The following is a 22,165-nucleotide window of genomic DNA, read 5'->3' on the forward strand; positions in this document are numbered from 1 at the left end:
GCATCGGTTGATGTGAGAGCCGCGCCCACCATCCTGCATCTGGACATGGATGCCTTCTACGCCTCGGCCGAGCAGGCGGCGAAACCGAGCCTGCGCGGCAAACCGGTCGTGGTCGGCGGGCTGGGCCCCCGCGGGGTCGTCGCCACCGCGTCCTACGAGGCGCGGCGCTTCGGGGTGCACTCGGCGATGCCGACCGCGCAGGCCCGGCGGCTGGCGCCCAATGCCGCCTACCTGGTGCCCCGCTTCACCCTGTACCGGACGGTGAGCGACCAGGTGATGGGGTTGCTGGGGCAGCTGTCACCACTGGTGGAGCCGCTCAGCCTGGACGAGGCGTTCGTCGATCTGGAGGCCGGTGGGACTGCCGACGACACCGCCTCGGCGCGGGCCATCGGCGAGCAGCTGCGCGACGCCATCAGAGCCGTCACCGGGCTCACCGGCTCGGTGGGCCTCGCGGGTTCCAAGATGCTGGCCAAGATCGCCTCGGAGGAGGCGAAACCGAACGGGCTGCTGGTCATCGAGCCGGGCACTGAGCGGGATCTGCTCGCCCCGATGTCCGTACGGATCCTGCCCGGCGTGGGCCCCGCCACCGGGGACCATCTGCGGCGGGCCGGGATGACCACGGTCGACGACCTGGCCACGGCCGGCGAGGCGGAGCTCGTACGACTGCTGGGGAAGGCGCACGGCGTCGCGCTCCATCGCATGGCTCTCGGGTACGACGACCGCCCCGTCGTGGCCGAGCGCGACGCCAAGTCGGTGTCGGTCGAGGACACCTTCGACATGGATCTGCACGACCGGGTCCGGGTCAGGACGGAGGTCGAGCGCCTGGCGGACCGTTGTGTCCAGCGGCTGCGGGCCGCGGAGCGCTCGGGACGCACCGTGGTGCTGAAGGTGCGCAGATACGACTTCTCGACGCTCACGCGGTCCGAGACGCTCCGGGGGCCGACGGACGACCCCACAGTGGTCAGAGAGGCCGCTGCACGGCTCCTGGAGGCTGTGGACACCACCGGAGGGGTGCGGCTGCTCGGGGTGGGCGTCACGGGGCTCGCCGACTACACGCAGGAGGATCTCTTCGCCCAGGCAGCCGGTGAGCAGGCCGCGCCCGAGGTCCCGGCCCGTGAGGAACAGGACGCGGGCGGCCACGGGGACGAGCCGACGGACGGGGCGCAGGAGCAGGAGACCGCCGAACAGCTCGCGGCCCGGCGCTGGCCCGCCGGGCACGACGTATGCCATGACACCTACGGCCACGGCTGGGTGCAGGGCAGTGGGGTGGGCCGGGTGACCGTGCGGTTCGAGGAACCCGAGTCACCGCCCGGCCGGGTGCGGACGTTCCGTGTCGACGATCCGGAGCTGCAGCCGGCCGATCCGCTCCCGCTGGTGCGTGATCCGGTGGATTACTCGTCCTGGCCGGCCAGGCTGCCGAAATCCCGGTCCGGGCCCGGCTCGTCGGGCGGTGAGTCCAGGCCGTAGTGCCGGTAGAGCTGAAGCTCCTGTTCCGGCGAGAGATGGCGGCCCACGCCGAAGTCGGGTGCGTCCTTGATCAGCGCACGGTCGAAGGGGATCCGAAGCACGTCGTCGACGAATTCGCTGGGCTCAAGCGGCACGAAGGCGTCCCTGCTGAACAGTCCGGTACGCACGGCCGCCCACTCGGGTATGCCGGTCGCGTCGTCGAGATACACCTCGTCCACAGTTCCGATCTTGGTGCCCTTGCGGTCGAATGCCTTGCGCCCGATCAGGTTGCGCGGATCGATGTCGGTCTGCACGGTCCCTCCCATTGGTCGCGGCTACTCCACAGGGTCTACGAAAGTGCAGATTCGGGCTGTCGGCCACTTGAGAATTCCGTCGCGAGCCCCGCTGGTAGGCTGGTGATGGCTGCTGACCCCGTGCGGGAGAGTCTTCCGGAGCACATCCGGCAGGCGCCGAAGGAGCAAATCCTCCCCGGAATCTCTCAGGCCCCCGTACCGCACGGACGAGGTCACTCTGGAAAGCAGGGCGGGTTTCGTTGCGGCAGCAGCCGGGACGGATCCCTCCCTCACCGACGGTGAAAGCCGGTACGCCTCAGGGCGCACCGGTGAAGCTCTCAGGTTGAGATGACAGAGGGGGAGGCCGTCCGGGCACCCGCGCCGTGGTGCCCCTCGCAGGTCGTGACAGACCAGGAGGCCTCCACCATGACCCCCCGTCGCACTCCGCTCTCCCAACTGGAGCAGGGCATCCCCTTCGAGCAGCGCCACATCGGCCCCGATGCCGAGGCGCAGGCGAAGATGCTCGCCCAGGTCGGTTACGGCTCGCTCGACGACCTCACCGCGGCCGCAGTGCCTGATGTGATCAAGAGTGCGGAGGCGCTGCACCTGCCGTCGGCCCGTACCGAGGCCGAGGTCCTGGCCGAGCTGCGCACCCTTGCCGACCGCAACCAGGTGCTCGCCCCGATGATCGGGCTCGGCTACTACGGCACGTTCACGCCGCCGGTGATCCTCCGCAACGTCATGGAGAATCCCGCCTGGTACACGGCCTACACGCCGTACCAGCCGGAGATCTCGCAGGGCCGCCTGGAGGCGCTCCTCAACTTCCAGACGATGGTTGCCGAGCTGACCGGGCTGCCCACCTCCGGCGCCTCGCTGCTCGACGAGGGCACCGCCGCCGCCGAGGCCATGGCGCTCGCCCGACGTGTCGGCAAGGTCAAGGACGGCGTCTTCCTGGTCGACTCCGACACCCTGCCCCAGACCATCGCCGTGATCGAGACCCGCGCCGAGCCGACCGGTGTCGAGGTCGTCGTCGCCGATCTCGCCGCGGGTATCCCCGCCGAGATCGCCGAGCGCGGTGTCTTCGGTGTACTGCTCCAGTACCCGGGTGCCTCCGGCGCCGTCCGCGACATCAAGCCCGTCATCGAGCAGGCCCACGAGCTCGGCGCGATCGTCACCGTTGCCGCCGACCTGCTCGCCCTGACCTTGCTGACCTCGCCCGGCGACCTCGGCGCGGACATCGCCGTCGGCACCACGCAGCGCTTCGGTGTGCCGATGGGCTTCGGCGGACCGCACGCCGGCTTCATGGCCGTACGCGAGAAGTTCGCCCGCAGCCTGCCCGGCCGCCTCGTCGGTGTCTCCGTCGACGTGGACGGCAACAAGGCGTACCGCCTCGCCCTGCAGACCCGCGAGCAGCACATCCGTCGCGAGAAGGCCACCAGCAACATCTGTACCGCGCAGGTGCTGCTCGCCGTGATGGCCGGGATGTACGCGGTCTACCACGGTCCCGACGGCTTGCGGACGATCGCGCAGCGCACTCACCGCTACGCCACGATCCTGGCCGAGGGACTGCGCGCGGCCGGGGCCGACGTCGAGACCGGCGTCTACTTCGACACGCTCACCGTGCGTGTCCCCGGCAAGGCGGCGGATGTCGTGGCCGACGCCCGCGACCGCGGGGTCAACCTGCGTCTTGTCGATGCCGACCGGGTCTCCCTCGCCTGCGACGAGACCACCACGCGTGCGCAGCTCGCCGCCGTCTGGGCCGCCTTCGGCGCCGACGGTGACATCGAGGCGCTGGACGCCGCTGCCGCCGACGCACTGCCCGAATCCCTGCTGCGTACCGACGCGATCCTCACCCACCCGGTCTTCCACCAGCACCGCTCCGAGACCGCGATGCTGCGCTACCTGCGCAAGCTCGCCGACCGTGACTACGCGCTGGACCGCGGCATGATCCCGCTCGGCTCCTGCACCATGAAGCTGAACGCGACCACCGAGATGGAGTCGATCACCTGGCCCGAGTTCGGCGCGCTGCACCCGTTCGCGCCGGCCGAGCAGGCGGAGGGTTACCTCACGCTGATCCGTGAGCTGGAGGAGCGGCTCGCCGAGGTCACCGGCTACGACGCGGTCTCCATCCAGCCGAACGCGGGCTCGCAGGGCGAGTTCGCGGGCCTGCTGGCCGTGCGTGCGTACCACCGGGCCAACGGCGACGAGCAGCGGACCGTCTGCCTCATTCCGTCCTCCGCGCACGGCACCAACGCCGCGAGCGCCGTGATGGCGGGCATGAAGGTCGTCGTGGTGAAGACCGCCGACGACGGTGAGGTCGACGTCGAGGACCTCCGCGCCAAGATCGAGAAGCACCGCGACGAACTCGCCGTGCTCATGATCACGTACCCGTCGACGCACGGTGTGTTCGAGGAGCACGTCGCCGACATCTGTGCCGAGGTGCACGACGCCGGCGGCCAGGTGTACGTCGACGGCGCCAACCTCAACGCACTGGTCGGACTCGCCAAGCCTGGCCGGTTCGGCGGCGACGTCTCGCACCTGAACCTGCACAAGACCTTCTGCATCCCCCACGGCGGCGGTGGCCCCGGTGTCGGCCCGGTCGGCGTGCGCGCCCACCTGGCGCCGTACCTGCCGAACCACCCGCTGCAGCCCGCCGCGGGCCCCGAGACCGGTGTCGGCCCGATCTCGGCCGCGCCGTGGGGCTCGGCCGGTATTCTCCCGATCTCCTGGGCGTACGTACGCCTGATGGGCGGGGAGGGCCTCAAGCACGCGACGCAGGTCGCCGTACTCGCGGCCAACTACATCGCCAAGCGTCTGGAACCGCACTACCCGATCCTGTACACCGGCCCGGCCGGTCTGGTCGCGCACGAGTGCATCGTCGATCTGCGGCCGATCTCCAAGGCGACCGGGGTCAGTGTCGATGACATCGCCAAGCGTCTGATCGACTACGGCTTCCACTCGCCGACCATGTCGTTCCCGGTGGCGGGCACGCTGATGATCGAGCCGACCGAGAGCGAGAACCTCGCCGAGCTCGACCGGTTCTGCGACACGATGATCGCCATCCGCGAGGAGGTCGAGAAGGTGGCCTCCGGCGAGTGGAGCGTGGACGACAACCCGCTGACCAACGCCCCGCACACCGCCGCCATGCTCGGCGGGGAGTGGACGCACGCGTACAGCCGTGAGACGGCCGTTTTCCCGGCCGGCGTCTCGGCCGCCGACAAGTACTGGCCGCCGGTGCGCCGGATCGACGGTGCGTTCGGTGACCGCAACCTCGTCTGCTCCTGCCCGCCGCTGGACGAGTACGACAACTGACTCACCTGTTCGGGTGTGACGCGGACATGCGTCGGGGCCGGTTCGGAGATCTTCTCCGGGCCGGCCCCCGTTTCTTACGGGCCGCGGTCAGGCGGCCTTCATCACCCGGCCGGCGTCCAGCGGCCGGTGCGGAGCGATGATCTGCCCGTCCGGGAGCAGCTCACCGGTGTCCTCGAAGAGCAGGACGCCGTTGCACAGCAGGCTCCAGCCCTGTTCCGGGTGGTGTGCCATCAGGCGTGCGGCTTCCCGGTCGGCTGAGTCGGCGGTCGGGCAGGGTGGCTTGTGCTGGCACATGGCTGGGTTCTTTCGCTGCGTTGTAGTGAGTGTCCTGCGGCTTGATGAGGTGTTCATGGCCGCCCCCCGTATCAATCGGTCCGGTTCCAGTGTTGCCCTACGGGCGCCAATCCGCAGGGATTTCGCGGCAGCGCTGCTCCTACTCTCATGACGCATCACCCGGCCGGACGGTTCAACACAACTGCACTGTCCCTTCGGGTGGTTCGGGGTGGCCGGACCGGACTAGTCCGGATGGGACCGGGGGCGCCCCCGCCGTCCCGCCCCGCGTGTCCCGCAGCATTGTGCCCCGCCACCGGAAACGGCGACGGGGCACAGTACGGCGTGCCGGAGGCGGGACGGGGTCAGACCGGTGAACCGAGCAGGGGGCCGGGGCCGGGCGTGATGCGCAGGGTCATCACGGGGAGCAGATCGGAGACCCGGTGCGGGCGGTGTGCCGCGATACCCGGTGGGGCGGGAGCCAGCGGTACCAGAAGATCGGTGGGGGCGAGGGTGCCCCCGGACGGGTCGGCCTCGACGTCCTCGTGCAGCCACAGCGTCAGCATGTAGAGCTCCGGGATCGACAGCAGGCGGGGCTGGTAGTGGGGTGTCAGCGTCTCCGTCTGGCGCAGGGCGAGTTCGGTCGAGGCGATGTAGGGGCCCTCGAAGAAGTGCGAGAAGGCCCAGCCGTCCGGGGTGAGCATGGTGTCGGCTGCGGCGACGGCCCGCTCAGAGCTGCGGATCTGGAAGCGCCACGCGGTCAGCCGGGTGCGTGGCGCGAGCCCGCTCGGGCCGATCCGGTCCAGTAGATGGACGGGGAGCGGGAGTTCGGGGCTCAGAGGTCCCTGGACGGACCGGAGAGCCGGGGTGCGGGCCTCGAGGACTGCGGTGGGTGAACCGAGTGCCGTGAGGACGCTGCGCAGGGCAGGCGCGGGAGCCGGGGGAACATGCAGCGGCATAGTGGGTCGCCTCTCACTTCGGAGACACGGTGATGCGTGGGCGGGTGCAGACGGCGCTGTCGGCGTGCGGGGCCAGAGGAGGCCGGTGACTGGGCCGGTGCGTCAACTCTCTGCCTCGTCCGCGGAGTTTATACGACACGTGTTCACGCGGTGTTTCCACTAGCCGTCGCAGGTATTGCCGACAAGGCGGTATCGAGACTTTATTATGCGGAGATTCTGCTGATTCGGGGTGAGCCGCGCAGCTCCCGCCTGGTGTTTTTCCGCAGCCGCGGTAGGCCGAATCGCGTCGGCGTTTTCACCACCCGCCGGCCGGCGGAAACTGCACCGTGCTACATGCCGTCGGAATGTGCCCGGGACGACCGCCATCAGATTAATGGGTCCGCGCTGTCCACGGGGGCGTTATGGATCATCTCCCCTGGGCATTATCGATCGTGACGCGAGCGGCCTGGGCCGCGGGCTGCCCACTTGCGGAGGGACTCTTCGATGGGGGAGAAGGTCGTGGCGGGCGCCTTTGACCTGTCCGATCGGCAGAGGTACCGGAGGAAACTTCACCTGTGCCTGGAGGGGCTGGGGAGGCTCCTGGCGGAGCAGAGGTTCGACCGCCCCCGCAACCTCATGGGCATGGAGATCGAACTCAATCTGGCGGGTTCGGACGGCCTGCCCCGGATGATGAATGCGGAGGTGCTCGAGCGGATCGCGAGCCGTGATTTCCAGACCGAACTGGGGATGTTCAATCTGGAAGTGAACATAGTTCCGCATCACCTGGACGGTCGTGTTTTCGATCAGCTCGCCGAGGAGCTCAGGACCGGTCTCGGATATGCGCATCGGAAGGCGGGCGAGGTCGCTGCCGGGATCATGATGATCGGAATGCTGCCGACTCTCGGCCGCGCGGACCTGGTCGCGGCGAACCTCTCGGACGTGGACCGCTACACGCTGCTCAACGAGCAGATAGTGGCGGCGCGCGGCGAGGATTTCGCCCTCGATATCGAAGGCGTGGAGCGATTGGTCTGCACCTCCACCTCGATCACACCCGAAGCGGCCTGCACGTCGGTCCAGCTGCATCTGCAGGTCACCCCGGCGCGTTTCGCGGACGTGTGGAACGCCGCCCAGGCCGTCGCCGCCGTTCAGATCGCCCTCGGCGCCAACTCGCCCTTTCTGTTCGGCAGGGAGCTGTGGCGGGAGTCGCGGCCCCCGCTCTTCCAGCAGGCCACCGACACCAGGCCGCCCGAACTGCAGAACCAGGGGGTGCGTCCGAGGACCTGGTTCGGCGAGCGATGGATCAGCTCGGCGTACGAGCTCTTCGAGGAGAATCTGCGCTACTTCCCGCCGCTGCTCCCGATCTGCGACGAGGAGGACCCGCTGCGGGTGCTCGACGAGGGCGGGGTGCCGGGGCTCCAGGAACTCGTGCTGCACAACGGTACGGTCTACCGCTGGAACCGGCCGGTGTACGGCCTGGCCGACGGCGTACCCCATCTCCGTGTCGAGAACCGTGTCCTGCCCGCCGGGCCGACCGTCACCGACGTGATCGCCAACGCCGCGCTCTACTACGGCCTGGTGCGGGCGCTCGCCGAGGAGTCCCGCCCGGTGTGGACCAGGCTGCCGTTCGCCGCGGCGGCCGAGAACTTCGACACCGCCTGCCGCCGAGGCATCGACGCCGAGCTGGTCTGGCCCCGGCCGGGGCGGTCGGGCGGGCTGACGCGGGTGGCGGCCGTCACTCTTGTACGGGACGAACTGCTGCCGCTCGCCGCGGCGGGACTCGACGCCTGGAACATCGAGCCCGCGGACCGCGACCACTACCTCGGGGTCATCGAGGAGCGCTGCAAACGGCGGGTGAACGGGGCGTCCTGGCAGGCGGACACGTACCACCGGGGGTTGGACGCCGGGCTCGGCCGGGACGCGGCGCTCGCGGCCACCACCCGCCGGTACGCCGAGTTGATGCACGCCGGCGAACCGGTGCACAGCTGGCCGGTGGGTCTCCCTGTGTCGTAGCCCGGTGGGTGTGCCTCAGCGCGCCCTCTGCCGTCCCCGGCCGGTGCCGGCCCTGGCAGGGCTGTTCCTGGGCTGCGCGGCCGGCCTGCCCGGCCGTCATCACCGCCTGCAGAATCACCGCCTGGATCTCGGCAGGGTCGTTGACCTGGTACCCGCCGCCACCGGTCACCTTGGCTATCTCCTCCACCTCTTCGCGGTCGGCATCGGGGCCGACCGCGATGGCGAGGAGCGGTACCGGGCGCTCGGGGTCGGTGATCCGCTTGAGCTCCGCGATCAGCCCGCTGCGGGAAGTGGAGGCAATGCCCGTCGGACTTTGTTTCGTCCGTGCGTGCCTTGTCGGCGGCGGCACGCACGGCGGGGGCGATGTCGGGCGAGGCCATCACCGTGAGCCGTACCGCGGAGTCCTCGCACGACTTCGAGAACGACAGCACGCCACCCTGCACCGCGACTGTCGTACCTGCCGCCACGGCGCGGACGAGCATGGTGGCGATGACCACGGTGCGGCGGCGGCGCGGCGGAGCACCGTCCCCGCTGCCATCCGTCGCGTAGTCGTCGGGCAAGCTGTGACGTCCCATGTCGGTGGTGCCCCTCCTTGAGGATGAACAAGGAAAAAGGGGACCACACCATCACCATTGGTGGTCGTCCCCCGGCCGGTCGCGCATGATTTTCGTACCTGCATTCGAGACCCTGGCGGGACGGGGGGCGGGATGAGATGCGAATGCACAACTGAAGGCAGGTGTACAGGTGACGGAGGGGCGCGTGGCTGATTCTTGTCCCCAAGAGGCCGTGTCACGGCGGATTCTGCGGTCCGAAACCATGCTGGTGCTGGCTCTCTCGCTGGGCGCAAGCGGAGTGTCTGCCCTGATCAGTTTTGTCGGATCACTGACGAAACCAGGGGGTTTGAAGGATCAGGCCGCGACGCTCAACAGTTCATACGCCCCGGGGCGGCCATGGCTGGATCTCGCCTGGCAGCTCTTCGGTATCGCCACGGCCCTGGTCCCCGTGGCGCTGGTGGCGCATCTGCTGATCAGGGAGGGCGTGGGCCTCCGGGCCATCGGCTTCGACCGGACCCGACCAGGGTCGGACCTGGGGCGCGGCACGGTGATCGCGGCGGGCATCGGCAGCGCCGGACTGGCCTTCTATCTGGTGGCGCGGGCCGCCGGTTTCAATCTCACGGTGGTTCCGGAGTCGCTGCCCGACGTGTGGTGGAAGTTCCCGGTGCTGATCCTCTCCGCACTTCAGAACGCCGTGCTGGAGGAAGTGATCGTCGTCGGGTATCTCCTGCGCAGACTCGGGCAGTTGGGGTGGACGCCCATGGCCGCCCTGGTGGCGAGTTCGGTGCTGCGCGGCTCGTACCACCTGTATCAGGGGATCGGCGGGTTCATCGGCAACATGGTGATGGGCGTCGTCTTCGTGCTGCTGTACCGGCGTTGGGGGCGCGTCGGGCCCCTGGTCGCGGCGCATGCGCTGCTCGACATCGGAGCCTTCGTCGGATACGCGCTGCTGGCCGGAAAGGTGGGGTGGCTGCCCACTTTGTGAGAGGGCGGGAGAAGGGCGTACGGATCCCTCGCGTGCGCGGCAGCCCGTACGCCCTTCCCGGCTGTCAGAACCCGGTCAGCAGTTCGCCGTCGAGGACCGTCACCGCGTTGCCCGTCAGCAGGGTGCGGTCGCCGCGCAGCGAGGTGTGGACCAGGCCGGTCCGCGCTGAGACCTGCAGCCCGGTCAGTTCGTCACGGCCGAGCCGGGCGGACCAGAAGGGGGCCAGTGCCGTGTGGGCGCTGCCGGTGACCGGGTCCTCGTCGATGCCGACCCGGGGGAAGAAGCCGCGGGAGACGAAGTCGTAGCCGCGGGCCGGGTCCTCGGCGGGGGCCGTGGCGATGATGCCGCGCCGCGAGCATGAGGCCAGCGCGGCGAAATCCGGCGTCAGTTCGCGTACGGAGGTCTCGTCGGCCAGTTCCACGAGGAGGTCGCCGATGTGTTCGCCGGTGTCCAGCACGGACAGGGGCTCGGCGCCCAGGGCGGCGGCCAGCCCGGACGGGGCGGTGGCGGGGGTCAGTGGGGCCGTGGGGAAGTCGAGCGTGAGCGAGCCGTCCGCGTGGGCGGTGGCCGAGAGGATCCCGCAGCGCGCCGCGAAGCGCACCGTGCCGCTCGCCGTACCCGTGGTGTGCAGGACGTGGGCGGTGGCGAGCGTGGCGTGCCCGCACATGTCGACCTCGGTGGCCGGGGTGAACCAGCGCAGCGCCCAGTCGGCCGTACCGCCCGGCGGCAGGGGATGGGCGAAGGCGGTCTCGGAAAGGTTCATCTCCAGGGCGATCTCCTGGAGGCGGTCGGCTTCGGGGAATGCTTCGGAGTCCAGGAGCAGGACGGCTGCGGGGTTGCCGGTGAAGGCGCGGTCGGTGAACGCGTCGACGATGCGAATCCTCATGGGACGACCGTAGAGGTTCTGCAGAGCGGCGGACCAAGGCCAATTCCAGGCCGCCGGCCCGGGATTCCGAGAGCCTCCCCGGGACGTTACGGCCGGCGTCCCCACGCGGAGACGAGCGGAGCGGTGGCCAGATCGAGGCGTCCGGTGGCGACGTTCTCCAGGTGCCGGTCGATCTCCTCGTCGGTGGCGAGCCCCGACGTCACGAGCCGGTCGCGGATCTGGCGCACGGTGGCGGCCTCGAGGACGGTGCACGCCGGTGAGGTGATCGGGAAGTACGCATCGGCCTGCACATCGTCCAGTCCCGCCTCGCGCAGCAGCCGGGGCAGGGTCCGGCCGTAGGCGAGGTCTGCGCCGCGGGCCGCCATGAGTTCGCGGAAGCCTGACCGGAGGCGATTGGCGAGGCGCTGTTCGGGGCCCGACTCGTCCGGGCACAGGAGCGGCTGCAACCGGGGGTCGGCGTCCTCCAGGAGGAGTGCACCGCCGGGCCGCAGCGCCTGAATCATGCGGCGCAGTGCCTCGGCACGGTCGGTGACGTGCACCAGGACCAGCCGGGCATGGACCAGGTCGAAGCCACCGGGAGGCGGGGGATCGACGGCGACATCGTGGCGCAGTACCTCGACGACGTCGTCCGCGGCGCCCTGCGCCCACGACACATCGATGTCCGTCGCGACCACCGCGCCGGTCGGACCGACTCGCGCGGCCAGGCCGGCGGGAACGGAGGGGCCGCCGGCTCCGACCTCCCAGCAGCGCATGCCCGTGGTGATGCCGAGCCGGTCGACATGCCGGAAGGTCACCGGGTCGAAGAGTTCGGCGAGGGCGCCGAAGCGGATGCCCGCCTCGGACTGCCGGTTGTCGAGCAGGTAGCCGTGGTCCGGGCCGGGTGCAGTCATGTCGCATCGCCTTCGTCCTGTGCGTCTCGGGGCAAGTATGCAAGCAAGGCTTCCAAAGCGATTGTCGTAAGACCAGTTCCGATATATCGTTGACGCATCGCGACAGATCAACGATGGAAGGAGCGTAGCGATGCGTTCACATGGACACGAGCATGGGCACTGCGGGCCCGGTCATCACGGTCGGGGCGACTTCGAGGGCCGCCGTGCCGCATTCGGGCAGTTCGGTCCGCCGTTCGGGGGTGGTCCGTTCGGTGGTGGCCCCTTCGGCGGGGGGCGCGGTCGCGGCGGCGGCCGGGGGAGGGCGCGGCGCGGTGACGTACGCGCTTCGATCCTGGCGTTGCTGAAGGACCGGTCGATGCATGGGTACGAGATGATCCAGGAGATCGGCGAGCGCAGCGGCGGGGCCTGGCGGCCCAGCCCCGGCTCGGTCTACCCGACCCTCCAACTGCTGGAGGACGAGGGGCTGATCGTCAGCGCGAGTGAGGGCGGCAAGAAGCTGTTCACGCTCACCGACACCGGCCGCACCGAGGCGGAATCCGGGCCCGACGCGCCCTGGGAAGAGGCCGGGCGCGGGGTCGACTGGGAGAGCGTCAACGAGATCCGGCAAGCCGGCTTCGGTCTGATGGAGGCGTTCGGCCAGGTCTGGAAGACCGGCTCGGCCGATCAGCGCCAGAAGGCGCTGTCGGTGATCAATGACGCGCGGAAGAAGCTCTATCTGATCCTTGCCGACGAGCACTGACCCACGGGGTGGTCCCGACGAGTGTGGTGCGAAGGGCCCTGTGGCTGAGTCGCGGGGCCCTTCGTTCGTCCGGTGGTGGTCAGGCGGCGACCAGGCCGCCCAGTTTGCGCAGCGACTCGACGAGTGCCGCGGTCGCCGAGTCCTTGAGTTTGCCCGCCATCAGGGAGACCGCGGCTCCGGTGAACTCTCCGTCGATCCGGACCGTGGTGGCGTCGCCGTCGGGTGTCAGTGAGTAGCGCATCGCCAGATTGACGCCCATCGGCCCCTTGCCCCTGGTGGTCAGCAGCCGGGCGGTCTCCAGCTCCGCCACGGTCCAGGTCACCTCGGCGGGAAAGCCCATGAGCTTCATGTTCTCCTCGTAGGTGGCCGCGAGTTCGAGTGTGGCCGGGCCGCCCTTGGGGAAGCTGGTGTGGGTGGCGTTCCACTGGCCGTACGCGGTGAAGTCCGTCAGCTGGGCCCAGACCTTCTCGGCCGGCGCTTCGATACGCGCTTCGGCACTGACTTCGGCCATGCGACCACCCCTTCTCGTCGGGTTACGGTGTCGCGGAACGTAGCCGCAGTGGCGAAAACATTCAATACTGATGAACTGTCAGATCTGATCGGTCAGTTCTGTGCGCCAGATCGGCGCCGCGTCGAACCGGTCGCGGGTGCGGGGGTGCGGGCCGTCGTCGTGGCAGTGGAACGCCGCCCGGAACAGGTCGGCGGGCAGGGGGCACGGGGAGCGAGGGCCCGGTGGACGTACTCACGTCCGTCGATCGCCGGCAGGGCGACCGACCAGCTCACCTCTGTTGCTCTCTCCAGGCCGCCCTGCACGTGGTGTGGCGTGGGGACGCGTGCGGGACGGCTTGCGGTTGTGCGGGTAGCGCAGGGCAAGGCGGCGCGCGCCGTTTCCGGCAATCGGGTCCGCGCATGGCGAGATCTCATCCGTAAGGAGGAGAAACCGCTCTGGTGTCCCCAACTTCGGTGGGATGCGTAAATGGGCCCCTCCGGGGATGCTCGGGCGCCCCGGGACTGATGGGGTGAGAGGTGTGCAAAACCGGACGCCGCGGATTCCTCAGCAGCCCGCACCGAACCGTGCTGAACTCGGAGCCAGACTCACCGATGAGCTGGCCTCGGTGGTGACGGGTGCCCGCAGGCGCGCGCTGCGCGACGGCGACCGGCAGATCGACACGGCTCATCTGCTGCATTCCCTCATCGAGTCGGATCCCGAGGTCCGCACTGCCTTCGAGGGTGGACCGCAGCTCGCGAAGGTGCTCGGCTACCTCGTGCAGCGCTCCATCGGTTACGGGCTTCGCTGGCAGGGCACCGTGGAGGACTCCGGCGCGATTCCGGTGGTCACTGGGGTGGTTGCCGAGGCAGGGGACGCGGGGGTGGAGGGCTGGTCGCCCTCGGCTCTGTCGGCGATGGCCGGTGCCAGGGCGCGCGCGGAGCTGCGCGGGGACGTGCGGGCCGGCGGACTCGATCTGCTCGCGGCACTGGCCGCCGACCCGGAGTGCAGGGCTGTCGAGGTGCTGGAGCGGGCGGGTGTCGATGCGGTGCAGCTCGCCGGTCGGATTATCGATGTGCCGGGCGGGGACTGACGGCTTTTCGTCGCGCGGGCGCCTCGGTGCGGCGGACGCATGGCCAGAGCCGGGTCGACGCCCGCCGCAGCCGCCACGGCCCGGATGGTCGTGCACTCGAAGCGTCTCTCCGCGAACAGCTCCCGGGCGCCGGTGAGGATGCGCGTCTCGGTGGCTCGGCGGCGGCCGGCGCGCGAGGTGCGAGGGGCGGTCACGGTGGTCAGGGGCCAAGGTGGTATCGGAGTGTTACGTGCGACAGTGGTCACCGGGGTGACGCTCATGACGGCAGCTGTCATGATGTGCCGATGCACGCGTCTCAGGGGAGAAGCGCCGGCCTGGGACTAGCCCTGGCCTCGGCGTTCGCATTCGGTGGTTCCGGGGTGGCGGCCAAGCCGCTGATCGAGGCAGGGCTCGACCCGCTCCATGTGGTGTGGCTACGGGTGACGGGCGCCGCCCTCGTCATGCTTCCCGTGGCGTGGCGCCACCGGGATCTCGTACGCAGCCGTCCCGTGCTGCTCCTGGGCTTCGGGCTGCTCGCCGTCGCGGGCGTCCAGGCCTGCTATTTCGCCGCGATCTCCCGCATCCCCGTCGGTGTCGCGCTGCTCGTCGAATATCTGGCGCCCGCGCTCGTCCTCGGCTGGGTCCGGTTCGTGCAGCGCCGTCCCGTCACCCGGGCCGCCGCGGTCGGCGTCGTTCTCGCGGTCGGCGGTCTTGCCTGCGTGGTCGAGGTGTGGTCCGGGCTGAGCTTCGATGCCGTCGGGCTGCTGCTTGCCCTCGGTGCCGCCTGCTGCCAGGTCGGCTACTTCGTCCTCTCCGACCCGGGGAGCGGGGACACGGCGGGCGTGGAGCCTCCGCATCCGGTCGGCGTCATCGCGTACGGACTGCTGATCGGTGCGGCCGTCCTCACGGTGGTGGCGCGGCCCTGGGGGATGGACTGGTCGGTCCTCGGCGGCAGCACCGGCATGAACGGCACGGAGGTTCCCGCCTGGTTGCTGCTCGGCTGGATCGTGCTGCTCGCCACCGTGATCGCCTATGTCACTGGCGTGATCTCGGTGCGGCTGCTGTCTCCGGCGGTGGCGGGTGTCGTCGCCTGTCTGGAGGCGGTCATCGCCACCGTGCTCGCCTGGGTGCTGCTCGGGGAACATCTCGCAGTGCCGCAGCTCATCGGCGGCGCCATGGTGCTGATCGGTGCGTTCATCGCCCAGTCGTCGACCCCCAAGGCCCCCTCCGGGCCCGTCGCGTCGGGGCTGGGCGGGGGTGGCGGCCGGGATGCCGTCGAGGGTGAGTTGTCCGCCCGCGGCGCCGCCACGTAAGGTGCCGATCATGCATCTCACCGTGCTTCCGCCGCCTGCCGCCTAGCGCGGGCCGCCACTCCTGACGAAGACCGGGCTCGGGAAGTCCCCGAGCGGATCGTCGCTGCCCGCGTGCCGAGCCGAGCGACCACCATCTGTCTTCCTCAGGAGAAGTGCACGTGTCGAATCCTGCTTCCCGCCTGCCCGTCGGGCGGAGCCTGTTCTATCTGATCGTCGCCGGGGTGGCCTGGGGGACCGCAGGGGCTGCTGCCTCGCTGATCTTCCGGGTCAGCGATCTCGGTCCTCTCGCCCTCTCGTTCTGGCGCTGCGTCGGCGGTCTCGTGCTGCTGCTCGCCGCGCTCGTGCTGCGGCCGCGACGCGCAGCCGTCCCCGCCGAGTCGCGGCGGCGCCGCCTGCTGCGCATCCTCGGGACCGGCGTCGGCCTCACCGTGTTCCAGAGCGCGTACTTCGCGGCCGTCGAGGCGACAGGTCTCGCGGTCGGGACCGTCGTCACGCTCGGGGCCGGGCCCGTGCTCATCGCCGTCGGCGCGCGGCTGACCATGGGGGAGCGGCTCGGTGGCGGAGGGCTTGCCGCGGTGCTGGGTGCGCTCGCGGGGCTCGCTGTGCTGGTGCTCGGTGGCGAGGGCGCCGCGGTGCGTCCTGCCGGGGTCGCGCTGGCGCTGCTCTCCGCCTCCGGATACGCCGCCATCACCCTGCTGACCCGGTGGCTCGGTCGCGACGGCGGCGGCTCGGACCCGCTCGCCACCAGCGCGTGGGCCTTCGGGATCGGGGCGCTCGGGCTGCTGCCGATGGCGGCTGCGGAAGGGCTTGTGCCGCACACCGCGGACGCCGCCCAGGTGGTGTGGCTGCTGGTGTACGTGGCGGCCGTCCCCACCGCGCTCGCCTACGCGCTCTACTTCGCGGGCGCCGCGGTGGTGCGGGCCGCTACGGTGTCCGTGATCATGCTGCTGGAACCGGTGAGCGCCGCGGTCATCGCCGTCGTCGTGCTCGGGGAGCAGCTCACCGCGGCCACGGTGGTCGGCACGCTGCTGCTCCTCACGGCGGTGGCGGGGCTCGCGGTCGCCGAGACGCGCAGTGCGGCGAGCACCCGCCGCCGGGCGGCCGTTACCGCCTGACTGCGCCGGGGGGCGGCCACCGGGGGGTGGCCGCCCCCCGGGGGCATCAGAGAACGGTCAGATAGTCGGGCACGGCGATGGCCGGATCGAGGTCGTCCGACGGCTGGGGCGCACGGTAGCCGCGGGCCAGCGGAACCACGCCCGCCCAGTGCGGCAGCGCGAGATCGTCCGGATCGTCGTTCGGGCCGCCGGTGCGCACCTTCGCGGAGACCTCGTCGAGGTCCAGTCGGATCACGGCCGTCGCGGCGAGCTCCTTGGCGTTCGCCGGGCGGGAGTCCGCGGTCCGGCCCGGGACGACGTGGTCGACGATCGCGTCGAGCGCGGTACGCCGCTCCTCCGGATCGGTCACCGTGCGGGCGATGCCGTGCACCACCGCGGAGCGGTAGTTGATCGAGTGGTGGAAGGCGGAGCGGGCCAGCACCAGCCCGTCGACATGCGTCACCGTGAGGCAGACGGGCAGGCCGGGATCCGTCTCGCCGGCCTGCCTAAGCGGCCGCGAGCCGGTGGAGCCGTGTACGTACAGCCGCTCACCGATCCGGCCGAAGAGTGTGGGCAGGACGACCGGTGCGCCGTCGCGGACGAAGCCGAGATGGCAGAGGTAGGCCTCGTCGAGTATCGAGTGGACCAGCTCCCGGTCGTACGAGGCCCGCTCCCGGGAGCGGGTCGGGACGGTCCGCTCGGTCGGTTCGTACGGGGCTGCTGCCTCCGGGCCCGTGGTCTGCGGCGGTGCGGTGTCCGGCATGGCCAACTCCATTGCACTAGTGCATAATCGTGTTTGTGCTAGAAGAGTATCGGATCGTCGGGCGGCGTGCATCGGAGATTGCCGCGAGTGTCGAGCGAGCGGTCGGGTCGGGCGAGCTCGCGCCCGGGCAAGTGCTGCCGCCCATGCGGGAGTTGGCGGCCCGGCTGGAGGTCAATCCGAATACGGTCGCGGCCGCCTACCGCACCCTTCGCGAGCGCGGGGTGATCGAGACGGCCGGTCGCCGGGGGAGCCGGGTGCGTCCGCGCCCCGCCAGTACGGCGCGTGGCTCGCTCCGGGTCGAGGCGCCGCCCGGGGCGCGTGATCTGGGAGAGGGGAACCCTGATCCGGCGTTGCTGCCACCACTGGACGAGGCGTTCGCGGCGGCCACGCGGGCGTATGCGGAGCGGCCGGGGATGTACGGAGAAGTGCCGGTGGACCCGGAGTTCGCCGCTCTGGCGCGCGCCGCCCTCGACGCGGACGGGGTGCCGGCCGGGCCCGTGGCCGTCACCTCCGGATCCCTGGACGCGATCGAGCGGGTGCTGGTCGCCCATCTCAAGCCCGGTGACGCGGTCGCCGTCGAGGACCCCGGCTGGGGTTCCCTGCTCGATCTCGTACCGGCGCTGGGTCTGCGTCCCGTGCCGATCCCCGTGGACGACGAGGGGCCACTGCCCGACGCCGTCGAAGGGGCGCTGGGCGCCGGTGCCCGTGCGCTCGTGGTGACCGACCGTGCACAGAACCCGACAGGTGCCGCTGTCGGGGCGGCGCGCGCCGCGGACTTGCGCCGCGTTCTCGCCGGTCACCGCGGAGTGCTGCTGATCGAGGACGATCACGGGCACGCCATCGTCGATCTGCCGCTGCACCCGCTGGCGGGTGTTACGGACCGGTGGGCGTTCGTGCGGTCGGTCGCCAAGGCGTACGGGCCCGATCTGCGGGTTGCCGTGCTGACCGGGGACCCGGTCACGGTCGACCGGGTCCTGGGGCGCCAGGGGCTGGGGCCCGGCTGGGTCAGCAGGCTGCTGCAGCGGGCGGTGGCGCACCTGCTGACCTCGGGCGCCGTCGACACCGGCGCGGTCGCCCGGTCGTACGGGGAGCGGCGGGACGCGCTCGTCCGGGCGCTGAACGAGCGCGGTGTCGAGGCGCACGGCCGCAGCGGTATGAATGTGTGGGTGCCGGTGAGCGACGAGACCGGGACCGTCGCCAGGCTGCTGGGCGCGGGCTGGGCGGTGGCGCCCGGGGCGCGGTTCCGGGTCGCCGCACCCCAGGGGGTCCGGCTCACCGTGTCACCGCTCACCGCGGCCGACATCGAGCCGCTGGCGGATGCGGTGGCGGCAGCGGCCGGACCGCTCCGCCCGTTGAATTACGGCTGAGCCGGGTGGCGTTCGGTGGTCGGGCGGGACGGGGCGAGCGGTCCGGGCTTGGGCTTACGGGCTCTGCTCTGGGTCAGCGCGGCGCCCGCCAGGACGATCAGGGCGCCGACCGGGGTGTTCCAGGTCAGCTGTTCGCCGAGCAGGGCGACCCCGGCCGCGGTGGCGATGACCGGAATGAAGTACGTGACCATCTGTGCGGTCGTCGGTCCGACCTCCTGGACCAGGCCGTACTGCATCAGCACCGCAAGGCCCGTACCGAGCGCCCCCAGCGCGACGACGGCGAGCGTCGGCAGCAGCGGGAAGCCGTCCGGTGCCGACGTGAACAGAGGGGTGACCAGGGCGATCTGCACGGTGCCGAGGAAGAGCTGGCTGCCGGTCAGGGCGAGGGTGGACGACCCGCTGCCCGCCAGGGTCCTGCGGACGTAGATCCAGCCGACCGGGTAGCTGAGGGAGGCGAGGAGCGCCATCGCCGTGCCGCTGAAGTCCAGCCCGGAGAAGCCCTGCCAGGCGCCCAGCACCGTCAGCACACCGAGGAAGCCGAGGCCGAGTCCCGCCACGCGGCGACGGGTCGGCCGGTCCTCGGACAGTGCGACGAGGGACAGTGCCATGCCCCACAGCGGCGAGGTGGCGTTGCAGATGCCGGCCAGCGTCGACGGGATGGTCAGTTCGGAGTAGGCGAAGAGCGAGAACGGCAGCGCGTTGAGGAAGAACGCGGCAACGGCGAGATGGCCCCAGGTGCGGGCGGTGCGCGGCAGCCGCTCACGGCGCACCACCATGGCGACGGCCAGTACCGCCGTCCCCGACAGCAGCCGGCCGAGCGTCACCTGGAACGGGGCGTACCCCTCGGTGCCCACCTTGATCAGGAGAAAGCTGAAGCCCCAGATGAGCGAGAGCGCCGCGAAGCGGATCCGCCAGTCCAGTGCGGGGCGGCATGCGGAGGAGGGAGCGGGGACACCGGTCGCCCGGGTGGGGGCGGCGGTCGCGGTGGGGGCGGTCATGAGGACAACGATGACAACTTCAACCGCGTAGGACAAGTGAGACTTTCTGGGAGCCTTCGCGTAGCATTGCTTACATGTTGAACCTGGAGCGTCTGCGCACCCTGGACGCCCTCGCCCGCTTCGGTTCGGTGAGCGGTGCGGCCGAGGGCCTGCACGTCACCACGTCGGCAGTCTCCCAGCAGCTCGCCAAACTGGAGCGCGAAGTGGGGCAGCAACTTCTCGCCAGGAACGGCCGCGGGGTCCGGCTCACCGACGCGGGCCGGCTGCTCGCCGATCATGCCGCGAGGATCCTGTCCCAGGTCGAGCTCGCCCAGTCAGACATCGAGGCCCAGCGCGGAGAGGTGGTGGGCGAGGTCCGGCTCGGTGCGTTTCCCACAGCCGCGCGCGGACTGTTCCCGGCGACGCTTGCCGCGCTGCGCGCGGACCACCCCGAACTGAAGGTGCGCACCGCCGAGTTGGAGCCGGAAGTCGGCATCCGTGCCGTGATGCGGGGCGATATCGATCTGGCGGTGGTGCTCGACTGGAGCAACAAGAGGCTGCCGGTCCCCGGCGGTCTGGCCATGGCCGAACTGCTCGACGACGCACCGGACATCGCGATGCCGGCCGGTCACCCGCTCGCGGACCGGACGGAAGTGGATCTGGAGGACTTCGCCGACGACGACTGGATCTCCTGGCCGGAGGGCGAGTTCTGTCACGACTGGCTGATGTTCACGCTGCGCTCCAAGGGCATCGAGCCGCGCATCGCTCATCTCGCGGGCGAACACCACACCCAGCTCGCGCTGATCGCCGCCGGCGTGGGCGTCTGCGTGGCGCCCCGGCTGGGGCGGGGGGCGGTGCCGGACGGGGTGCGGCTCGTGCCCGTGCGGCAGAAGATGAGGCGGCACGTCCACGCCGTGTGGCGGGCGGACGCGGACCGTCGCCCGTCGATCAGGGCAGCGGTTGCGGCTCTGCATGCGGCGGGCCGGGAGTTCGACGCTCCGTTGAACGGGGACGGTGCGGCCTGACCTCGTGACGGTGGGGCGGTGGAATCAGGCCGGGTTTGCCAGTTTCCGGAAGTCCCAGGAGGCGATCGCCTCCGGGGTGAGCCGCAGCCACGCGTGCCGCCCGTCGTGCGGCATCACGTCCATCCCGAAGTACTTCGCCGCGAACAGTCGCTCCGGAAAGTCCAGTTCGGGACAGTCCTCGCCGGTACGAGGGGCCTCGCCGACGAAGGCTGCCTGGCCCGAGAGCTCGACGCCACGCAGTTCTCCGTACTCCACCCCGTCGTCGACGACCACCGCGATCCTCGGGTCCTGGCGCAGCTGTGACCAGCGCAGGGACCGGGTGATCGAGTACAGCCAGAGCGAGGTGCCGTCCCAGGCGAACCAGAGTGCCCCGATGTGCGGGCGACCGCCGGCGGAGACGGTGGCGACCCGGCAGGTGCGCTGCTCCGTGAGGTACGTGTCGCGTTCCGCGTCCGTCATCATGATCCGACGGCCCCGTCGCTGACTGACGGCCATGGGGCGCCCCCTCCAAGTAGCTGACCAAGTGTCAGAAATCATGGATCCTCTTCCCTCCCGGCGCAATGGCCGTTAACCTCGCGCGCCCGGCTGTCGGCAGAAAGTCCGCGGGCAGACGCCATGAGCCACCGAGAGGGGCAGCCGTGCCGTCCAGGGAACAGCTCGCCGAGCAACTCGATCCGGCCACCACCGCACTCCTGACGGTCGAGTGCCAGCAGGGAGTCGTGGGCCCCGACAGCGCACTGCCCGAACTCGCCGAAGCGGCGCGCGGATCCGGCGCCCTCCAGCATGTCGCCCGGCTGGTCGCAGCCGCCCACGAGGCCGGTGTCCAGGTGCTGCACGCAGTCGCCGAACGGCGCCCCGACGGGCGCGGTGCCAACCACAACGCCCGCCTCTTCCGGGCCGCCGGGCGCCTGCCCGTGCAGCAGCACTCCGGCACCACGGCGGTCCGGATTGCCGCGCCCATCGAGGTGGCCGACGAGGACATCGTCGTACGCAGGTTGCACGGCCTCTCGCCCATCGCCGGCACCGATGTGGACGCGCTGCTCCGCAATCTCGGCTGCCGCACCCTCGTCGTCGCCGGTGTCTCGGCCAATGTCGCCATCCCCAACGCCGTCTTCGACGCGGTGAATCTCGGGTACACGGCGGTCGTGCCGGCCGACGCCATCGCGGGGGTGCCCGTCGACTACACCCCCGCGATGATCCGTAACACGCTCGCCCTCGTCGCCACCGTCACCACCACGCAGGACGTGCTGGGCTGCTGGCAGAGCCCCCGCAGGGCCAGGTCCCGACCTACGAGGCGAGCGTGATCGAGTCGCCCTCGACCTTGATCGATGCGGCGGGCAGCGGTTCGGTGGCCGGGCCCGCCGACACACTGCCCGTCGCGGCGTCGAACTTGCTGCCGTGACACGGACAGTTGATCGTGCCGTCCGAGACGCTCGACACCGCGCACCCCTGATGGGTGCACTTAGACGAGAACGCCTTGAACTCCCCGGCCTTCGGCTGCGTGACGACGACACCCTTGTCGGCGAAGACCTTCCCGCCGCCCTCGGGGATGTCGGCGGTCTTCGCCAGGACGCCCGCAGCACCGCCGGCACCGGCCTGCCCGACGGCGGCCGAGCCGCCCGAGTCCTTCGAGCCGCCGCACGCGGTGAGTACGGCGGCCACTCCGACGGCACCGGCGGCTGCGACGACGGTGCGACGCCCGGGACGGACCTCGTGCTCCTGCGATGCGCTCATGCTGGCATTC

Annotated in this window: 22 protein-coding genes, 3 pseudogenes and 1 riboswitch; of the genes and pseudogenes, 12 read left to right on the top strand and 13 right to left on the bottom strand. The window is 70.7% G+C overall.

Translation table 11 applies throughout. From position 1 onward, the window contains the following. The first annotated feature begins 12 nt into the window (after positions 1–12). Positions 13–1,467: a DNA polymerase IV gene (locus OG395_RS41600; RefSeq protein WP_327247522.1), complete on the top strand. Its 1,455-nt coding sequence runs from the start codon at positions 13–15 to the stop codon at positions 1,465–1,467. Here OG395_RS41600 and OG395_RS41605 read toward each other — a convergent pair. After that, positions 1,392–1,772 carry a PRC-barrel domain-containing protein gene (locus OG395_RS41605; protein ID WP_266988158.1) on the bottom strand — a complete coding sequence of 127 codons (381 nt, stop codon included), beginning with the start codon at positions 1,770–1,772 and terminating at the stop codon, positions 1,392–1,394. The genes OG395_RS41600 and OG395_RS41605 overlap by 76 nt on opposite strands. Positions 1,773–1,873: 101 nt before the next feature. Next, a riboswitch (glycine riboswitch) is annotated at positions 1,874–1,971 on the top strand. A gap of 194 nt (positions 1,972–2,165) precedes the next feature. On the opposite strand from OG395_RS41605, the gene gcvP reads away from it, so the two are divergent. After that, on the top strand, positions 2,166–5,051 hold the full coding sequence (gcvP, locus tag OG395_RS41610; RefSeq protein WP_327247523.1) for an aminomethyl-transferring glycine dehydrogenase: 2,886 nt from the start codon (positions 2,166–2,168) through the stop codon (positions 5,049–5,051). Between the two features lie 87 nt (positions 5,052–5,138). On the opposite strand, the gene OG395_RS41615 is transcribed toward gcvP, so the two are convergent. Beyond that, positions 5,139–5,345, bottom strand: coding sequence for a DUF5999 family protein (locus OG395_RS41615; protein WP_323135913.1), 207 nt, complete (start codon positions 5,343–5,345; stop codon positions 5,139–5,141). A gap of 341 nt (positions 5,346–5,686) precedes the next feature. Next, complete coding sequence (locus tag OG395_RS41620) at positions 5,687–6,280, bottom strand: hypothetical protein (protein WP_327247524.1); 594 nt, start codon at positions 6,278–6,280, stop codon at positions 5,687–5,689. A gap of 483 nt (positions 6,281–6,763) precedes the next feature. On the opposite strand from OG395_RS41620, the gene OG395_RS41625 reads away from it, so the two are divergent. Then, positions 6,764–8,269 carry a glutamate-cysteine ligase family protein gene (locus tag OG395_RS41625; RefSeq protein WP_327247525.1) on the top strand — a complete coding sequence of 502 codons (1,506 nt, stop codon included), beginning with the start codon at positions 6,764–6,766 and terminating at the stop codon, positions 8,267–8,269. 64 nt (positions 8,270–8,333) lie between these two features. On the opposite strand, the pseudogene OG395_RS58540 reads toward OG395_RS41625, so the two are convergent. After that, positions 8,334–8,558: pseudogene (locus OG395_RS58540) on the bottom strand (hypothetical protein); the annotation flags it as partial. Positions 8,559–8,593: 35 nt separating this feature from the next. Between OG395_RS58540 and OG395_RS41630 the strand changes: the two are divergent. Together OG395_RS41630 and OG395_RS41635 are read left to right on the top strand one after the other, a co-directional pair. Further along, positions 8,594–8,818: a hypothetical protein gene (locus OG395_RS41630; protein WP_327247526.1), complete on the top strand. Its 225-nt coding sequence runs from the start codon at positions 8,594–8,596 to the stop codon at positions 8,816–8,818. Between the two features lie 267 nt (positions 8,819–9,085). Continuing rightward, positions 9,086–9,808 (top strand): CPBP family intramembrane glutamic endopeptidase, encoded by a 723-nt coding sequence (locus OG395_RS41635; RefSeq protein WP_442818647.1) that lies wholly within the window; start codon positions 9,086–9,088, stop codon positions 9,806–9,808. Between the two features lie 64 nt (positions 9,809–9,872). Here OG395_RS41635 and OG395_RS41640 read toward each other — a convergent pair whose 3' ends face one another. Beyond that, positions 9,873–10,694, bottom strand: a complete 822-nt coding sequence (locus OG395_RS41640) for a PhzF family phenazine biosynthesis protein (protein WP_327247528.1) — start codon at positions 10,692–10,694, stop codon at positions 9,873–9,875. An 86-nt stretch (positions 10,695–10,780) separates the two neighbouring features. Next, the gene (locus tag OG395_RS41645) at positions 10,781–11,584 is read right to left on the bottom strand and encodes a class I SAM-dependent methyltransferase (protein WP_327247529.1); all 804 of its coding nucleotides are present in this window, start codon (positions 11,582–11,584) and stop codon (positions 10,781–10,783) included. A gap of 130 nt (positions 11,585–11,714) precedes the next feature. Here OG395_RS41645 and OG395_RS41650 point away from each other — a divergent pair, with 130 nt between their 5' ends. Continuing rightward, on the top strand, positions 11,715–12,323 hold the full coding sequence (locus tag OG395_RS41650; protein ID WP_327247530.1) for a PadR family transcriptional regulator: 609 nt from the start codon (positions 11,715–11,717) through the stop codon (positions 12,321–12,323). A 79-nt stretch (positions 12,324–12,402) separates the two neighbouring features. Here OG395_RS41650 and OG395_RS41655 read toward each other — a convergent pair whose 3' ends face one another. Both OG395_RS41655 and OG395_RS41660 read right to left on the bottom strand, forming a co-directional pair. Then, positions 12,403–12,834 (bottom strand): type II toxin-antitoxin system Rv0910 family toxin, encoded by a 432-nt coding sequence (locus tag OG395_RS41655; protein ID WP_327247531.1) that lies wholly within the window; start codon positions 12,832–12,834, stop codon positions 12,403–12,405. A 78-nt stretch (positions 12,835–12,912) separates the two neighbouring features. Then, positions 12,913–13,106 (bottom strand): annotated as a pseudogene (locus tag OG395_RS41660) (hypothetical protein). 245 nt (positions 13,107–13,351) lie between these two features. Here OG395_RS41660 and OG395_RS41665 point away from each other — a divergent pair. Further along, complete coding sequence (locus OG395_RS41665; protein WP_327247532.1) at positions 13,352–13,903, top strand: Clp protease N-terminal domain-containing protein; 552 nt, start codon at positions 13,352–13,354, stop codon at positions 13,901–13,903. Between the two features lie 59 nt (positions 13,904–13,962). Here the strand turns inward: OG395_RS41665 and OG395_RS41670 are convergent. Next, positions 13,963–14,178, bottom strand: a pseudogene (locus OG395_RS41670) (hypothetical protein); the annotation flags it as partial. Between the two features lie 9 nt (positions 14,179–14,187). Between OG395_RS41670 and OG395_RS41675 the strand changes: the two are divergent. Beyond that, a complete protein-coding gene (locus OG395_RS41675; protein WP_327247533.1) occupies positions 14,188–15,195 on the top strand; it encodes an EamA family transporter in 1,008 nt (335 codons plus the stop codon). Between the two features lie 158 nt (positions 15,196–15,353). Beyond that, positions 15,354–16,310 (top strand): DMT family transporter, encoded by a 957-nt coding sequence (locus tag OG395_RS41680; RefSeq protein ID WP_327247534.1) that lies wholly within the window; start codon positions 15,354–15,356, stop codon positions 16,308–16,310. A gap of 46 nt (positions 16,311–16,356) precedes the next feature. Here the strand turns inward: OG395_RS41680 and OG395_RS41685 are convergent, their stop codons facing one another. Further along, the gene (locus tag OG395_RS41685; RefSeq protein ID WP_327247535.1) at positions 16,357–17,052 is read right to left on the bottom strand and encodes a pyridoxamine 5'-phosphate oxidase family protein; all 696 of its coding nucleotides are present in this window, start codon (positions 17,050–17,052) and stop codon (positions 16,357–16,359) included. 35 nt (positions 17,053–17,087) lie between these two features. Between OG395_RS41685 and OG395_RS41690 the strand changes: the two genes are divergently transcribed. Next, positions 17,088–18,419 carry an aminotransferase class I/II-fold pyridoxal phosphate-dependent enzyme gene (locus OG395_RS41690; RefSeq protein ID WP_327247536.1) on the top strand — a complete coding sequence of 444 codons (1,332 nt, stop codon included), beginning with the start codon at positions 17,088–17,090 and terminating at the stop codon, positions 18,417–18,419. Here OG395_RS41690 and OG395_RS41695 read toward each other — a convergent pair. Continuing rightward, entirely contained in the window at positions 18,410–19,417 is a 1,008-nt protein-coding gene (locus tag OG395_RS41695) for a DMT family transporter (protein WP_327247537.1), read from the bottom strand. The two genes, OG395_RS41690 and OG395_RS41695, sit on opposite strands and share 10 nt — an antisense overlap. A 74-nt stretch (positions 19,418–19,491) precedes the next feature. On the opposite strand from OG395_RS41695, the gene OG395_RS41700 reads away from it, so the two are divergent. Beyond that, on the top strand, positions 19,492–20,421 hold the full coding sequence (locus tag OG395_RS41700) for a LysR family transcriptional regulator (protein WP_327247538.1): 930 nt from the start codon (positions 19,492–19,494) through the stop codon (positions 20,419–20,421). Between the two features lie 24 nt (positions 20,422–20,445). On the opposite strand, the gene OG395_RS41705 is transcribed toward OG395_RS41700, so the two are convergent. Then, positions 20,446–20,916: a pyridoxamine 5'-phosphate oxidase family protein gene (locus OG395_RS41705; RefSeq protein WP_327247539.1), complete on the bottom strand. Its 471-nt coding sequence runs from the start codon at positions 20,914–20,916 to the stop codon at positions 20,446–20,448. 143 nt (positions 20,917–21,059) lie between these two features. On the opposite strand from OG395_RS41705, the gene OG395_RS41710 reads away from it, so the two are divergent. Beyond that, on the top strand, positions 21,060–21,725 hold the full coding sequence (locus OG395_RS41710) for a cysteine hydrolase (protein WP_327247540.1): 666 nt from the start codon (positions 21,060–21,062) through the stop codon (positions 21,723–21,725). On the opposite strand, the gene OG395_RS41715 is transcribed toward OG395_RS41710, so the two are convergent. Then, positions 21,709–22,155, bottom strand: a complete 447-nt coding sequence (locus OG395_RS41715) for a Rieske (2Fe-2S) protein (RefSeq protein WP_327247541.1) — start codon at positions 22,153–22,155, stop codon at positions 21,709–21,711. The genes OG395_RS41710 and OG395_RS41715 overlap by 17 nt on opposite strands. Between the last annotated feature and the right edge of the window lie 10 nt (positions 22,156–22,165).

Source organism: Streptomyces sp. NBC_01320 (assembly GCF_035974375.1).
Lineage (GTDB): Bacteria > Actinomycetota > Actinomycetes > Streptomycetales > Streptomycetaceae > Streptomyces > Streptomyces yanii.

Coding starts and splice junctions, on each gene's coding strand:
- OG395_RS41715 (WP_327247541.1), bottom strand. CDS start 22,155: ATGAGCGCATCGCAGGAGCACGAGGTCCGTCCCGGGCGTCGCACCGTC.
- OG395_RS41675 (WP_327247533.1), top strand. CDS start 14,188: ATGCACGCGTCTCAGGGGAGAAGCGCCGGCCTGGGACTAGCCCTGGCC.
- OG395_RS41650 (WP_327247530.1), top strand. CDS start 11,715: ATGCGTTCACATGGACACGAGCATGGGCACTGCGGGCCCGGTCATCAC.
- OG395_RS41605 (WP_266988158.1), bottom strand. CDS start 1,772: ATGGGAGGGACCGTGCAGACCGACATCGATCCGCGCAACCTGATCGGG.
- OG395_RS41685 (WP_327247535.1), bottom strand. CDS start 17,052: ATGCCGGACACCGCACCGCCGCAGACCACGGGCCCGGAGGCAGCAGCC.
- OG395_RS41625 (WP_327247525.1), top strand. CDS start 6,764: ATGGGGGAGAAGGTCGTGGCGGGCGCCTTTGACCTGTCCGATCGGCAG.
- OG395_RS41635 (WP_442818647.1), top strand. CDS start 9,086: ATGCTGGTGCTGGCTCTCTCGCTGGGCGCAAGCGGAGTGTCTGCCCTG.
- OG395_RS41655 (WP_327247531.1), bottom strand. CDS start 12,834: ATGGCCGAAGTCAGTGCCGAAGCGCGTATCGAAGCGCCGGCCGAGAAG.
- OG395_RS41695 (WP_327247537.1), bottom strand. CDS start 19,417: ATGACCGCCCCCACCGCGACCGCCGCCCCCACCCGGGCGACCGGTGTC.
- OG395_RS41640 (WP_327247528.1), bottom strand. CDS start 10,694: ATGAGGATTCGCATCGTCGACGCGTTCACCGACCGCGCCTTCACCGGC.
- OG395_RS41615 (WP_323135913.1), bottom strand. CDS start 5,345: ATGTGCCAGCACAAGCCACCCTGCCCGACCGCCGACTCAGCCGACCGG.
- gcvP (WP_327247523.1), top strand. CDS start 2,166: ATGACCCCCCGTCGCACTCCGCTCTCCCAACTGGAGCAGGGCATCCCC.
- OG395_RS41700 (WP_327247538.1), top strand. CDS start 19,492: ATGTTGAACCTGGAGCGTCTGCGCACCCTGGACGCCCTCGCCCGCTTC.
- OG395_RS41645 (WP_327247529.1), bottom strand. CDS start 11,584: ATGACTGCACCCGGCCCGGACCACGGCTACCTGCTCGACAACCGGCAG.
- OG395_RS41705 (WP_327247539.1), bottom strand. CDS start 20,916: ATGGCCGTCAGTCAGCGACGGGGCCGTCGGATCATGATGACGGACGCG.
- OG395_RS41620 (WP_327247524.1), bottom strand. CDS start 6,280: ATGCCGCTGCATGTTCCCCCGGCTCCCGCGCCTGCCCTGCGCAGCGTC.